At 61.1% G+C, this 13,388-nt stretch carries 10 protein-coding genes and 1 pseudogene; 5 read left to right on the top strand and 6 right to left on the bottom strand.

What is annotated here, in order from left to right; genetic code table 11:
- Position 1: 1 nt before the first annotated feature.
- From HYG82_RS28515 to HYG82_RS28505, 3 genes and pseudogenes are all read right to left on the bottom strand, one after another.
- Positions 2 to 1,003 (bottom strand): AIR synthase family protein, encoded by a 1,002-nt coding sequence (locus HYG82_RS28515; RefSeq protein ID WP_179260464.1) that lies wholly within the window; start codon positions 1,001 to 1,003, stop codon positions 2 to 4.
- A 229-nt stretch (positions 1,004 to 1,232) separates the two neighbouring features.
- Positions 1,233 to 2,234, bottom strand: coding sequence for a TIGR04024 family LLM class F420-dependent oxidoreductase (locus HYG82_RS28510; RefSeq protein ID WP_179260463.1), 1,002 nt, complete (start codon positions 2,232 to 2,234; stop codon positions 1,233 to 1,235).
- A 232-nt stretch (positions 2,235 to 2,466) separates the two neighbouring features.
- Positions 2,467 to 2,604 (bottom strand): annotated as a pseudogene (locus HYG82_RS28505) (SDR family NAD(P)-dependent oxidoreductase); the annotation flags it as partial.
- Between the two features lie 175 nt (positions 2,605 to 2,779).
- On the opposite strand from HYG82_RS28505, the gene HYG82_RS28500 reads away from it, so the two are divergent.
- From HYG82_RS28500 to HYG82_RS28480, 5 genes are all read left to right on the top strand, one after another.
- The gene (locus tag HYG82_RS28500) at positions 2,780 to 3,982 is read left to right on the top strand and encodes a lactate 2-monooxygenase (protein ID WP_235217857.1); all 1,203 of its coding nucleotides are present in this window, start codon (positions 2,780 to 2,782) and stop codon (positions 3,980 to 3,982) included.
- Positions 3,982 to 4,713 (top strand): HAD family hydrolase, encoded by a 732-nt coding sequence (locus HYG82_RS28495; protein ID WP_179260462.1) that lies wholly within the window; start codon positions 3,982 to 3,984, stop codon positions 4,711 to 4,713. The genes HYG82_RS28500 and HYG82_RS28495 overlap by 1 nt, the downstream gene beginning before the upstream one ends.
- 215 nt (positions 4,714 to 4,928) lie before the next feature.
- Entirely contained in the window at positions 4,929 to 5,990 is a 1,062-nt protein-coding gene (locus HYG82_RS28490; protein WP_179260461.1) for a phosphotransferase family protein, read from the top strand.
- 341 nt (positions 5,991 to 6,331) lie between these two features.
- The gene (locus tag HYG82_RS28485; protein WP_179260460.1) at positions 6,332 to 8,287 is read left to right on the top strand and encodes a 3-hydroxyacyl-CoA dehydrogenase/enoyl-CoA hydratase family protein; all 1,956 of its coding nucleotides are present in this window, start codon (positions 6,332 to 6,334) and stop codon (positions 8,285 to 8,287) included.
- A gap of 1 nt (position 8,288) precedes the next feature.
- Entirely contained in the window at positions 8,289 to 8,741 is a 453-nt protein-coding gene (locus HYG82_RS28480; protein ID WP_179260459.1) for a PaaI family thioesterase, read from the top strand.
- A gap of 54 nt (positions 8,742 to 8,795) precedes the next feature.
- Here the strand turns inward: HYG82_RS28480 and HYG82_RS28475 are convergent, their stop codons facing one another.
- From HYG82_RS28475 to HYG82_RS28465, 3 genes are all read right to left on the bottom strand, one after another.
- On the bottom strand, positions 8,796 to 9,320 hold the full coding sequence (locus HYG82_RS28475) for an Lrp/AsnC family transcriptional regulator (protein WP_179260458.1): 525 nt from the start codon (positions 9,318 to 9,320) through the stop codon (positions 8,796 to 8,798).
- A 30-nt stretch (positions 9,321 to 9,350) separates the two neighbouring features.
- Complete coding sequence (locus HYG82_RS28470) at positions 9,351 to 10,205, bottom strand: alpha/beta fold hydrolase (RefSeq protein WP_179260457.1); 855 nt, start codon at positions 10,203 to 10,205, stop codon at positions 9,351 to 9,353.
- Positions 10,206 to 10,461: 256 nt separating this feature from the next.
- A complete protein-coding gene (locus tag HYG82_RS28465) occupies positions 10,462 to 13,359 on the bottom strand; it encodes an ATP-dependent helicase (RefSeq protein ID WP_179260456.1) in 2,898 nt (965 codons plus the stop codon).
- Between the last annotated feature and the right edge of the window lie 29 nt (positions 13,360 to 13,388).

Genomic DNA, 13,388 nt, shown 5'->3' with positions numbered 1-13,388 from the left:
ATTAGCCGCCAGCGTCGGCTGCCGCCCAGAGCGGATAGAGGTCGTCGTCGATCGGATCGACGATCGACTCCTCGCCGATAGAGAGGCCGGGATCGCCACCGTCAACTTCTCGGACGGTGCCGATTACGGCGGCTTCGATACCCGTTTCCTCGAGGTCAGCGAGACATGGGTCGAGCGACTCCGCTGGCACGGTCGCGATCAGCCCGCCAGAACCGAAAATTCGCAGCGGATCGACGCCGGCCGCCTCACACAGGGTCGCGGTCTCCTTCCGGATCGGTACGGCGTCTCGATCCGCGTCGATCTGTACGTTCGAGGCGCGTGCTACCTCGAGCAAACCGGCTGCAACACCGCCTTCGGTCGGGTCGTGCATCGCGTTCGCGTACTCGCGGACGATGCGGCTATCCGGGACGACACTGATCTCCTCGAGAAACGTTACCGCGCGCGTGCAAGTGTCGGGATCGACCCCGAGATCGTCGCCGAAGTCGGCCGCGAGAATAGCCGTTCCCTCGATCCCCGCCGCCTTCGTAAGGACGACGGCGTCGCCGGGTTCCGCACCGCCGGTCGGAACGAAGCGCTCGGTCGTTCCCATCGCCGTCAGGGAGAGGAGCGGTCGCTCGAGTTGGTCGACGTACTCCGAGTGGCCGCCGACGATCGATGCGCCGACCGTGCGGGCGGCCTCGTCGAGATCGCGGGTTATCTCCTCGAGAACGGTCTCGTCGGCCCCGCCAGGGAGTAATACGACGGCTGTCAACCAGCGCGGATCGGCTCCCGAAACCGCGACGTCGTTGGTCGCGACGGAGACGCCGAGCCGGCCGACTTGCGAGGCGGCCAGCGATATCGGATCGGAACTGACGACGAGCGTGTCATCGCCGTCCGGCCACTCGATTGCCGCAGCATCTTCGCCATCTGCGGGTCCCTGCAGTATCGTGTCATCGGACTCGGTTGCCCCCGTTCGCTCGAACACGTGCGTGAGCAGGTCGTCGGGACTCACCTTGCCGGGCATACCACGAACTGGGACAATGAGCGGTTTGTAGCTATCGAAGCATCGATCGCCGCGACGAATCGTATCCCTATTGAGACCACTTCGGTCCCCTTTTCAGTTCCATCCGGACGCACCCCTTTTCAGTTCCATCCGGACGCTCCCCTTTTCAGTTCCAATCGGAAACGATCCAGTTCGGCCACTATCACGGTCACCGATTCGGATGCCGGACTCGGGTGGGTGTCGACCGCGCTCAGTTAGTGGGCGCAACAGCGTCCATCGTCTGGCGGATCTGCTCGTCGTTTGCGCCTCGTGGGAAACTGACTGCGATGGCGTCGATGCCGTCGATCGCTTCGTAGCGCTCGAGTTTCGTTCTGGCAGTTTCGGGATCGCCCGCGGCACAGAGATCGTCGAGGATGTTTTCCTCGATCAGTTCGAGGGCGCGCTTGCGGTCGCCGTCTTGCCAGCTGTCGTAGATTTCAGTGGCTTCGTCATAGCCCTGGCGCTCGAGCGTATCGCGGTAGAAGGTACCCATTCCACCGATATAGAATCCGATGTGTTGCCGTGTGAGCGCGCGGGCTTGCTCGGGATCGTCCAGTGCACAGCAGGTAACGCCCGCGGTAACCTGAACGTCGTCCGCATCGCGGTCGCCGAGTTCGGCGCCGCGCTCGATATCTTCGATTCGGTCTTTCATCCCATCGGGGGTGAGCATGATGCCGTGCCAGCCGTCGGAAAACCGACCCGCGAGTTCGACGGCTTTGGGCCCCATCCCGGTGACCTCGACGGGTGGCTCCGGCTCGGGCGGGTCACAGCGCAGGCGAAAGCCAGACAGCTGGAAGTCCTCTCCGTCGTAATCGACGGGTTCCCCTGACAGCACTTTTCTGACGATTTCGACTGTCTCACGGGTTCGCTTGAGTGGATTGCCAAACTCCATCCCGTGCCAGTTTTCGATTACGACGGGGCCACTCGGTCCCAGGCCCAGCCGAAATCGTCCCTCCGAAAGCTCTTGCAGCGTCGCCGCAGTCTGGCCCAGTAGTGCCGGCGATCGCGAGTAAGTATTGAGGATACTCGAGCCGATATCGATCGACTCCGTCCGCTCGGCCATCGCCGTCAGCACAGTTACGCCATCCCGTCCCCACGTCTCCGGAAGCCACGCGCAGTCGTAGCTCTTCTCTTCGGCTGTCTGCGTATAGTCGGTAATCGATTCGATCGTCGGCTGCGCGGCGACTGGTAGGTGAACGTCTCTGTCAGTCATCGTCATTCACAGAAGGAGCGTGGCCCTTTGGCTGTATGGGAACCGGAGGCGAGAGGCTGATCGTTTATGCTCTCGCACTCCGGCATCCTCCCAGGGCTAAAGCCGTGGGGTCCTCTCTGGGGAGAAGTGGTTCGGCTACGGCCGTCGCGAGCTGCGGTGACTGAGGCTTCCGTTGAACGGATCAGCCGAAACGCTGGACGGTTCACGAATGGCCCGCGAAGCGAATCGACCCGTTCTCCTGCTCGCGGGAGCAGACGACGACGTCGACGCCGTCCTCGGCGAACCGCTCTGCGATCGACTTCCCGATGCCGCTCGAAGATCCCGTAATAATAGCGGTGTCGCCGTCACCGCTGAACCGGTCGGTACTCATGCTCCATCTCCTTTTTACTTATACAATTGACAAAATCCTCCATTGTTAAGTTCGAAGGCAAATACCAATCGAATGTTAATAGAGATACGTATTGATTCCGTACTGTTAAGTGAATTCGAATCACTGCCACTGATGTTCGCACGGCGGTCGAACGACCGTCGCCGCAAGATACGTTATGACGATGGAAACACCCGATTACGGTCCGCATCGACAGGCCGAGGTTTATCTCAGCGGAATGCTCGAGGACCAACCGCCCGAGTTTCCCGTTTCGTACGAGGACCTCAAAAAACGTGCCCGCGAGGAACTCAGCGATGAGGCATTCGCCTACGTCGTCGGCGGCGCTGGCTCGGAGTCCACGGTCGAGGCGAACGACCGCGCCTTCGACAAGTGGCAGATAGCACCCCGGGTCATGCGGGACGTCTCGGAGCGTGATCTGTCCATCGAACTCTTCGGTCGAGAGTACCCCGCTCCCGTGATGCTCGCCCCCGTCGGCGTCCAGTCGATCCTCCACGAGGAAGCGGAACTGGCGGTGGCACGGGCGGTAAGCGATCTCGAAATACCGATGATCTGTAGCTCCGTCTCCTCGTACACGATCGAGGAAGTCGGCGAGGAACTCGGCGATGGTCCCGGCTGGTTCCAACTCTACTGGAGTTCCGACAGGGATGTCGCGGCTAGCTTCCTCGAGCGCGCCGAAGAGGCGGGCTTCGAGGCCGTCGTCGTCACGCTCGACACCCCGAAGATGGGCTGGCGGGAACGGGATATCGAACTCGGCTACCTGCCCTTCCTCGAGGGAGAAGGGCTGAAAAACTACTTCGAGGACCCGGCCTTTCGCAACCGCCTCGATGGAGACGACCCGTGGGAAAACGAGGAAGCCGCGATCGCGTCCTGGCAGGAGTGTTTCGGCGATGCATCGCTGACCTGGGACGATCTCGACTGGCTTCGGGCACAGACTGACCTCCCGATCATCATCAAAGGGGTACTCCATCCCGCTGACGCCCGGAAGGCGGTCGATCAAGGCGTCGACGGGATGGTCGTCTCGAATCACGGCGGTCGGCAGGTCGATGGTGCGATTCCCGCACTGGATGCGCTACCGGACATCGTCGATGCGGTCGACGAGGCGGTGGGTTCCGATAACGACGTTCCGGTTCTCTTCGACAGCGGCATTCGGCGCGGGAGCGACGTCGTTCGCGCGATAGCGCTCGGCGCCGATGCCGTCTTGCTCGGCCGGCCCTACGCGCTGGGACTCGGGATCGGCGGTGAAGACGGCGTTCGTGCCGTCCTCGAGAACCTGTTGGCGGATCTGGACCTGACCGTCGGACTATCGGGGTGTGCGAGCCTCGATGACGTCACTCGATCGACGATCCGGAGGGCAGACTGATGGGAAAGGACGTGACGGCAGACGTCAGCGCGGACACGACCATCACCGAGTGGGAGGCCGTCTTCTGGGACATCGGCGGTGTCATCCTCCCACTCGACGACGTCCAGGCCGCCCATGCGGCCTTCGTCGAAGACCTGATCGAACGCCACGATGTCGACACGACGGTCGAGGAAGCGATCGACACGTGGCGGACGACCGTGGGGAACCACTTCCGCAAGCGCGATGGGACCGAGTTCCGATCCGCCCGCGACGGCTATCACCGGGGAATCGAGTCCATCGTCGGCGAGACGGTATCTCGAGACGAATGGAAGCCGCGGTTCGACGAAATCGTGCGCTCGTCGATCGAACCGATTCCCGGCGCGCCCGAAACGATCGAGCGTCTGGCCGAGCGGGAACTGCACGTCGGCATTATCAGCGACGTCGACGACGCCGAAGGCCGACGTATTCTCGAGCAATTCGGCGTTGCTTCGCACTTCGACTCGATTACGACCTCCGAGGAGGTCGGACGCACCAAACCCGATCCGGCCATCTTCGAGACCGCTCTCGACAAGGCCGGCGTTTCTCCCGGGCGGTCGCTGATGATCGGTGACCGCTACGCCCACGACGTCGAGGGGGCCGCGAATATGGGGATGCACGGCGTCGCGTTTGGAGCCGACGACGGCCCAGCCGTCTCGTATCGGATCGAGACACCCGAGGACGTACTCGATATCGTCGATGCACCCGACAACTGATCGATTGCGCGTATCGGAGTCGGACAGCGGAGACGCTGGTTTTCCTACAGCGGACTGCTATCTGTGAACGAAACCCTGAGCTAAAGCGGTGAACATTGTAAAATAGGAAAGACAGCGTAACTATTTTCGTTAGTCACCGTAGTTATGATACTGTATACCATGTCGAGCGCGAACTGTAACCCGACGACAGATTCCGTATCAATCCATCCAACCCCATGAGCGATACGTATTTCGAGCGTCTCATCGACGAGGACGCGCTGATCGCGTATCTGGAAGACCATCTCGGAGCGGTCGGTGAGTACGACATCGTCCGTCACCAGGAGGGCCACTCGAACGAAACGCTATTTGTTACCTGGGGTGACCGAAGGCTCGTTATCCGACGGCCGCCGCCAGGTGAAACCGCAGATACGGCTCACGACGTCCTCCGGGAGTATCGCGTCACCAACACACTGGCCGACACCGACGTACCGGTTCCGAACCCGATCCTCGCCTGCGAGGATCACGACGTCATCGGGAGCGATTTCTACGTCATGGAGCAACTCGAGGGGGACGTCCTCCGCGAGGACGAACCCGAACGGTTCGCCGAACCCGAACACCGCCAGCGGATTGGCCGGGAACTCGTCGACAATCTGGCGAAAATTCACGACCTCGATTACGAAGCGATCGGCCTCGACGAATTCGGTCGTCCCGCGGGTTACACGCAGCGCCAGGTCGACCGCTGGGGCAAGCAACTCTCGTGGGCGTTCGAGGTCACCGAAGAGGAGCGAGAAGTACCCGACCTCCACGACGTCGGCGATTGGCTTCGAGAGTCAGTTCCCGAGACCCATCCCCACACGCTCGTCCACGGCGACTACAAACTCGACAACGTCATGTTCGCGCCGGGGACACCACCGGAGCTCGTCGGAGTCTTCGACTGGGAAATGTCCACGCTCGGCGACCCACGTGCGGATCTTGGCTGGATGTTATCGTACTGGCGCGACGCAAAAGACCCCGACCCGACGATTCCCGAATTGACGACCCAGTTCATGGAACGGGAGGGCTACTCGAGCCGTCTCGAATTAGTCGAGCGCTGGGAAGACCGAACCGGCTTCGAGTTCGAACACGAACGGTTCTACCGCACACTGGCCGTCTACAAACTGGCCGGACTCGGTGAAATGTTCTTCCGGCGGTACCTCGAGGGCAACAGCGACGATCCGATGTATCCGAAAATGCGCAAACGCGTTCCGGCGCTGGCCGCGCGAGCAAAACGCATCATCGAGGGCGACGAACCGCTATAATCGTCCTCGTGCCGGTCTGGGAGACGGACACGGCTGTCGCCGGCTCAGATAGAGAACGATTGTCTGGCATTTCTCCCCGACGAGAGACGATCCGCTGTTCGAAGGAGACGTGTAGACCGAACTGGCTCGCGTAAAGGTATATAGAACGTTCATTTGTGATGGCAGATAGAAGTGACCGAAAGTCACGACGAACGGGCAGGGAGTGACTATTGAAGAACTGTTCGGTACTGAATTTCGCCGCTATCACGACTCAGCGGAGACGCGGAAAACCGGAAACAACCCGCTTAACATTGCTAATCCGTGTCGGTGGTATTAAGATACTTCCGACCGACGACACGTCCATGTCACTCGAAAGCATTGACCGCGTTGCAGTTCTCGGCGCGGGAAACATGGGACACGGGATCACTGAAGTAACGGCTATGGCCGGCTACGATGTCACGATGCGCGATATCAAAGACGAGTTCGTCGACGACGGCTACGAGTCGATCGAGTGGAGCCTTCGAAAGCTCGAGGAAAAGGAGATGATCGACGAACCGGCCGACGATGTCCTCTCGCGGATCGATACGACGACGGATCTGGAGGCTGCCGTCGCCGACGCCGACCTCGTGATCGAAGCGGCACCCGAGGAACTCGACCTGAAACACGACATCTTCTCGGACCTCGAGGAGTACACGAGCGAAGACACGTTGCTTGCAACCAATACCTCGAGTCTGCCGATTACGGACATCGCGGAGGCAGTCGACACCGCCGAGCGCATCCTCGGCCTTCACTTTTTCAACCCGCCGGTGAAGATGGACCTCGTCGAGGTCATCTATGGCGGAGAGACAAGCGACGAAGCCGCTGAGGCAGGCTACGAGTGGGTCGAATCGATCGACAAAACGCCGATCTACGTCCGCAAGGACGTCCGCGGCTTCGTCGTCAACACTATCGTCGGTCCGTTCGGCGGCGAGCCGGCGTGGATGGTTTCGGAGGGCGAGGCAACGATTCGGCAGGCCGACGCGGCGATGGTTCACCAGCGAGGCTATCCGATGGGGCCGTTCGAACTCGGCGATCTCACCGGAATCGACGTCGGCTATCACGTCCGAAAGGAAGCCAGCAGCCCAATCCCGCCGATCATGGAGGAAAAAGTCGAGGCCGGCGAACTCGGTCAGAAGACCGGCAAGGGTTTCTACGACTACGAGGACGGCGACGGCGCCGACTACGAGCCTGGTGAGGGCGAAGGGTTCGACACGCTCCGGGTGGAAGCCCGAATGATCAACCGCGCCGCCTATCTCGTCGGCGAAGGCGTCGCCAAACCCGAGGAAATCGATACCGGCGTCCAACTTGGTCTCGGGTTCCCCGAAGGCATCTGCCGACGCGGGGACAAGATCGGCCTCGACACGGTCCTCGAGAAACTCGAGACCCTCTTCGAGGAAACCGGCGCGGAGCGCTTCGAACCCCATCCCTACCTCGAGGAACTCGTCGAGGAGGGCAACACGGGCGAGGACGCCGGTGCTGGCTTCTACGATTACGGCGATGACGGCGGATTCGGCCCCTTCCACAACCTGAACTACGAACTCGAAGACAACGTCCTCCAGGTCGAACTCGACCGGCCGTCACGAATGAACGCCCTTTCGAACGATTTGCTTTCCGAGATAGACGACCTCTTCTCTTCGGTCGACACCGACGAGATCCGGTGTGCGACGATAGAGGGTGCGGGCGATCAGGCATTCAGCGCCGGCGCTGACATCTCCAGCTTCAGCGATGTCGATCCGACAGATCTGATGGACGTCACTCCCGCCTTCGAGACGATTAACGACTTTCCCCGTCCCGTCGTCGCAAAGATCGACGGCTTCTGTCTCGGCGGCGGCCTCGAACTCGCACTCTCGTGTGACCTGCGAATCGCCACAGAGCGCTCGTCGTTCGGGGTCCCCGAAATCACACTCGGTCTGATCCCCGGTGGCGGCGGGACCCAGCGTCTCACCCGCATTCTCGGGGAAACCCGCGCAAAGGAACTGGTCTTCCGGGGCAACCACATCGACGCAAACCGCGCCGAAGAGTGGGGTCTGGTCAATCGCTCGGTCGACCGCGACGAGTTCGACGAGATGGTAGCCGAGTTCGTCGACGATCTGCGGACGGGTCCGCCGATCGGTCTCAAGGTCGCCAAGAAGGTCATGAACGAAGGGCAAGACGCCAGTCTCGATGCTGCACTCGCCATGGAGAGTCAGGGCTTCGGTCTCTTGACGAGTACGGAGGACGTACTGGAAGGCACCGCTGCATTCGCCGAGGATCGCGACCCCGAGTTCGAAGGAAAATAACATGCCCGGCGGACCGGACGATCCGTCAGGGTGGCCCGAGTGGCAGTCGTTCGTAAATCGCCACGGCTTCCTGTCGTGGCTCGATGTCGAGGTCGATCACCTCGCAGACGGGCGGGCGGTCATGGTGCTCGAACAGAACGACGACTTCGAGAACCCCGTCGACAGCGAGGGACACGATCCGGTCCACGGCGGCATCGTCGCGACGCTGATCGATTCCTCGAGTGCGTTCGCGCTTCGAACCATGCTCGAGAACCCGTCAGGGGCTTACTTGACGACGACGGATCTCAACGTCTCGTATCTCCGGCCGGCGACCGGCGATCTGCGAGCCGAAGCCGAGGTGCTTCGGGTCGGCGGCTCGACCGGAGTCACCGACGTCACCGTCGTCGGTGCCGACGGTGAAGCTGCTGTCGGGCGGACCACGTACCGTCTGTTCCGGAACGGACTGGACGAGTAATCGACCCCCTCGCGTTCGACGACTTCGAGAGAGTCACGGCGACGCGTGTGATAGTCACGTCGTTTCCGGATCGTCTCCGAGATCCTCGAAAATCCGTGGGTCGGTCTGAAACTTGAGAACGTTATGGACCGCCGAATTGCGAATATTTGCGATGACCGTCCCATAATCCCTGTAGCAGTTGTGAATCCACTTCGAGATTTCCTGGCGATCCCGAAACATCATCACCGTTTTCCACTGGTAGTCACCATCGGAGAGGAAGAAGAACAGCGTGTGTTTGTCCGCCTGGATGTATTCCATCGCGTCGCGCCAGTTGTCGGCGAAGTGTTCGGGATTGAACTTGAATTCGAACAGCGCAAAGATGTAGTACTCTTCGTTCGGGATGATCGCCTCGCGGAAGACTCCTTCGTCGCGCATCCGCCGAATCGATTCGCTGACGGTTACGTGAGAGACGTCGATATCGTACTCTGACTCGAGAACCTGTGTGAGTTCTCGTGACGACAACTGTGGATCGCTGGAGAGTTCACTGAGAATTGCAATGTCGCGATCCTTGAACTCCCAGTTCGGTGGGTCGTTGCTCATGATTTCGTCCTCGTTACGGAATTCGCCATTTTATGCCAACCCGTCAGTCAGAAACTCGCGGAGGCGATCGGCGTACGCGTCCGGCCGATCCTCGGGGACCCAGTGGTAAGCGTTCGACAGCGGCGCGAGTTCGGTGTTGCCGATGTCGTCGGCCAACCGCTCGGCGTAGGCGTAGGGCTGCATGACGTCGTCTTCGCCCCACAGGAGCAGCGTTTCGGCCGTAATCGCGCCGTAATCGATCTCCGTCGTGTGGTTCGTGTTCGTCGCGATGGCGTTGCGAACCAGCGAGACGTGACCCTCGTCGGTGAGCCACGGCGCTTTCATTCCAGCGACGAACTCGGGATCTGCTTCGCCGTAGGCTCCGTCGACGAACGCCGAATCGAGGCGCCCTTCGAGTTCCTCACGCTCTACGTCGGCGGTCGACGGCAGACCGAGGTTAGAGACAAACTCGACCGGCCAGGAGTCGTAACAGACGGCATTCGAGAGGACCAGTCGTTCGACGACGTCAGGATTGTGCGCAGCAAAGCGTAGCGCGACGCCGCCACCGATGTCGTGGCCGACGAGCGCGATCCGTTCGACGTTCAGGTCGTCGAGTAGTTCCTCGAGCATCTTCTCCTGAGCGCGGATTGAACGATCGAAATCATCGCTCATTGCAGAATTGCCGTAGCCGAGCATGTCAGGCGCGATAGTCCTGCGGCCTTCGGCGACGTCCGGCACGACGTCGCGCCAGAGAAACGACCAGGTCGGAATGCCGTGGACGAAGACGACAGGGGGCTCTTCGGTTTCGTTGGACCCGTCCTCGTGGAACGCGACCTCCAGATCGTGGCCGTCGACGGTGACTGTCGTCGCCGACTGTTGGTCGGTCCAGGCGTCGTGATCGACCATTTAGAACCCTCCGTTTCGCCGAACAGCTCGCGGCGTCACGTTCTCGGTATCGCTTTCGACGGGCCGGTAACTGCCGTCCCAAGAAACTGTTCTGGACGCCATCATCAGTGACATACCGGCCATTCCGTTTCCATCATAAAGTCAGTTTGGGAGAGGGCTACCGATGTTAATGATCGACGGAGATCAAATGACAATCTACACCCGTCGTTGGCGAGGCAGTCGACGGTCTCGAACTGAACGAGAAACGAGGCACATGCTATTCGTCTTCCGAGCCCGCCGTGAGTCCGGTCAGCGATTCCCTTCCGATCTCCTCGAGGACGTGGTCGTGAAACGCCTGCAGGGCGGCGCTTTCGTCTTCGGCGAGGACCACGTCACTCGCTGACAGCGTCGCCAGGCCGAACGCTCGGGGCGTCGGCGAATCGAGCAATCGTCGGGAGATCGCGAGCTCACCCGCGTCGATGGCGTCGACGATAGCTTCGATCTCCGCCACGTTCAGTTTGTCCTCGAGGATCTCTCGATACGTTTCTTCGATCACTGCGAAGTTCTCGAGGCCCTCGGCGAAGCCGAGCAGCATCTCGCTCGAAACCTGTTGTTCGCTGGCCGATTTCTCGTAGCCCTTGTACCGTTTGAGTATCATGAGCGCCCGCGTCGCGTTGATCCGAAAGTATCGCTGGAGCAGATCGGTTCCCGACAGCGACGCACGGAGGTCGTCTCGAACGTCGTCTGGATCGAGGTCACCGATGATCCCCTCGATGTCGACCTTCCGGTTGAGCGGCATCGAGAGGACGAAGCCGTTGTCTGCGACCGCGACGCGGACGTTCGCGGTCGCCTCTTGCGCGCACCGATACGCGAGCAAGCGAGCGAACCCGTCGTTGACCTTGCGACCGTACGACGAATGAACGTAATAGTGACGTTCGTACTCCTCGCGATCGCGGACGACCTCGATCGCGAGCCTGTCGGGGGTGCTGATGCTTTCGGCTCCCGCGTACTGACACTGGTAATCGAACAGCCGAGCGATAGCTCGAACGCTATCGTCGTCCAGCGGGAACTGACGGAGCCACGCGCGGACTCGCGGTGGCCCGCCGCTTTCGTAGCGTTCGAGGAGTTCGTCCTGAAAACCGAGAATCTCACATCCCAGGTCGTAAGACAACGGGAGGCGCTCCGAGTACCACGAGGGAACGGTCGGACGCGCGCTCGTGCGGTCGACGTAGACCTTCGATCCTCGCCGGTACCGATACTCGAAGTGGTTGCCGCCGAGGATGAAGACGTCTCCTTTCTCGAGCGTATCGAGGTACTGTTCGTCCAGTTGGCCGACCCACTCGTCGCTCGCGCGCGTCTTGACGTCGCAGGTGAACGAGTCCGGGATCGTCCCGATGTTGGTCATATAGATGACCCTCGCGAGTCGGCCTCGCTTTCCGATCAACCGCTCGCCGACCGGATATTCCTCGTGGTGGTGTTCGCCATCGGGCGGGTCGTTTGCGTCTCGCCAGACCTTCGCGTAGACGTTGCGATCCTCGAGACCTGCGTATTCGGCCGTCAGGTATCGCATAAGTGATTCGTACTCCTCCTCGGTGTAGTTGCGGTAGGGATACGCGCGTCGAAGGATCGCTTTGACCTCGGATTCGGGCCGGATCTCGGCGATGGCCATCCCGTAGACGTGCTGTGCGGCGACGTCCTGGGCGTTCTCGGGGATCGATACCGAATCGACGAACCCTTCTTGGGCTTTCGAGAGCATGACTGCACACTCGAGCAGTTCGTCCCGATCGAGCGCGATTACGCGTCCGGTTACGGTCTGGCCGACGCGGTGGCCGGCCCGGCCGACCCGCTGGAGCAAGGCGGCGACGGACTTGGGCGAACCGACCTGAACGACCAGATCGACGTGGGGCATATCGATTCCGAGCTCGAGGCTCGTCGAGGAGGTGACCACGTCGAGGGCCCCCTCTTTCAGCCGGCCTTCGATGTCCTGACGGACCTCCTTCGAGAGGCTCCCGTGGTGACACCCCGAGTTCTCCTCGTCGTAGGCGTCGAACCGTTCTCGAAGGTTGTGGAGGACTCGCTCCGCACCCGAGCGCGTGTTGGTGAATACGAGCGTGTTCGTGTGGTTCTGAATGTGGTCGTGAAGCGTTCGATAGAACCGCTCTTGAACGACCTCGCGGGGCGTGTGTATCAGGTCGTCGGTCGGACATTCGAGTTGCAGGTCGAACTCTCGGGCGAAGCGCGCGTCGACGATCTCGTAGTTACGGGGCCGACGGCCGCGTTCTTCGCTCTCTCGGGGATCGTCTCGCTTCTCGTTCGCCCGGGGTTCAGTACTCCGATCGCGTGAGCCGGGGGATACCTTGCTGTCCCTGTCACTCGATTCGTCGGTGACTCGGGGTGTCTCGTATCCGACGAGAAACTCCGCGACGCGCGACAGCGGTTCGATCGTTGCCGAACAGCCGATCCTGGTGATCTCCTCGTCGGTCATCGCCTCGAGTCGCTCGAGGCTGACCGCGAGGTGGGTCCCGCGCTTGCCCGCGGCTACCGAATGAATCTCGTCGACGATGACGTACTCGACGGTGCGAAGCTTCTCGCGGAACTTCGGCGAATTGAGGAGAATTGCAAGCGTCTCGGGGGTCGTATTGAGGATGTGCGGGGTTTCGTCGAGCATCTTCTGCCGGTCGCTGGAGTCGGTGTCGCCGTGGCGGATTGCGTGGCGGATCTCTCCCATCGACCCGTCACCGTCGCCCTGTGCGACGATTTCTTCGATTCCCTCGAGCGGGACTTCGAGGTTGCGGTGAATGTCGTTCGCGAGGGATTTCAACGGCGATACGTAGAGACAGTAGACCGAATTCTCGAGGCCGGTGTCGGATTCCCGGACGCGCTCGTAGAGCGTGTTCAGTATCGACGTGAAACTGGCGAGGGTCTTGCCCGATCCCGTCGGTGCACAGATCAGCGTGTTCGTCCCCTCGCGAATCTTCGGGATCGCACCGCGCTGTGGCGGCGTAAAGAAGCCGCCGTTTTCGGGAACGAACTCGCCGAATTCCCGGAGCCACCACTCCTGAACCGCCGGCTCGAGGAGTTCGAACACGTCGCCGTCTCCGATCGTCGTCGAATCGGGGTCGAATGGGAGGACGTCGTCGGAAGTCGGCAACTCGAGGCGCTCGTTCCCGTCCATTATGATCGTCTGCGGGACCGGTGTGTAAG

The sequence above is a fragment of the Natrinema halophilum genome (assembly GCF_013402815.2).
GTDB classification, from domain to species: domain Archaea; phylum Halobacteriota; class Halobacteria; order Halobacteriales; family Natrialbaceae; genus Natrinema; species Natrinema halophilum.
Note: the sequence above shows the minus strand (reverse complement) of the source record. Positions and strands in the feature narration are given on the sequence as shown.

What these genes read in the sequence shown, in the direction of transcription:
- HYG82_RS28475 (WP_179260458.1), bottom strand. Translation starts at nt 9,320, where the DNA reads ATGAGCAACGACCCACCGAACTGGGAGTTCAAGGATCGCGACATTGCA.
- HYG82_RS28465 (WP_179260456.1), bottom strand. Translation starts at nt 13,359, where the DNA reads ATGGACGGGAACGAGCGCCTCGAGTTGCCGACTTCCGACGACGTCCTC.
- HYG82_RS28500 (WP_235217857.1), top strand. Translation starts at nt 2,780, where the DNA reads ATGACGATGGAAACACCCGATTACGGTCCGCATCGACAGGCCGAGGTT.
- HYG82_RS28470 (WP_179260457.1), bottom strand. Translation starts at nt 10,205, where the DNA reads ATGGTCGATCACGACGCCTGGACCGACCAACAGTCGGCGACGACAGTC.
- HYG82_RS28515 (WP_179260464.1), bottom strand. Translation starts at nt 1,003, where the DNA reads ATGCCCGGCAAGGTGAGTCCCGACGACCTGCTCACGCACGTGTTCGAG.
- HYG82_RS28510 (WP_179260463.1), bottom strand. Translation starts at nt 2,234, where the DNA reads ATGACTGACAGAGACGTTCACCTACCAGTCGCCGCGCAGCCGACGATC.
- HYG82_RS28485 (WP_179260460.1), top strand. Translation starts at nt 6,332, where the DNA reads ATGTCACTCGAAAGCATTGACCGCGTTGCAGTTCTCGGCGCGGGAAAC.
- HYG82_RS28495 (WP_179260462.1), top strand. Translation starts at nt 3,982, where the DNA reads ATGGGAAAGGACGTGACGGCAGACGTCAGCGCGGACACGACCATCACC.
- HYG82_RS28480 (WP_179260459.1), top strand. Translation starts at nt 8,289, where the DNA reads ATGCCCGGCGGACCGGACGATCCGTCAGGGTGGCCCGAGTGGCAGTCG.
- HYG82_RS28490 (WP_179260461.1), top strand. Translation starts at nt 4,929, where the DNA reads ATGAGCGATACGTATTTCGAGCGTCTCATCGACGAGGACGCGCTGATC.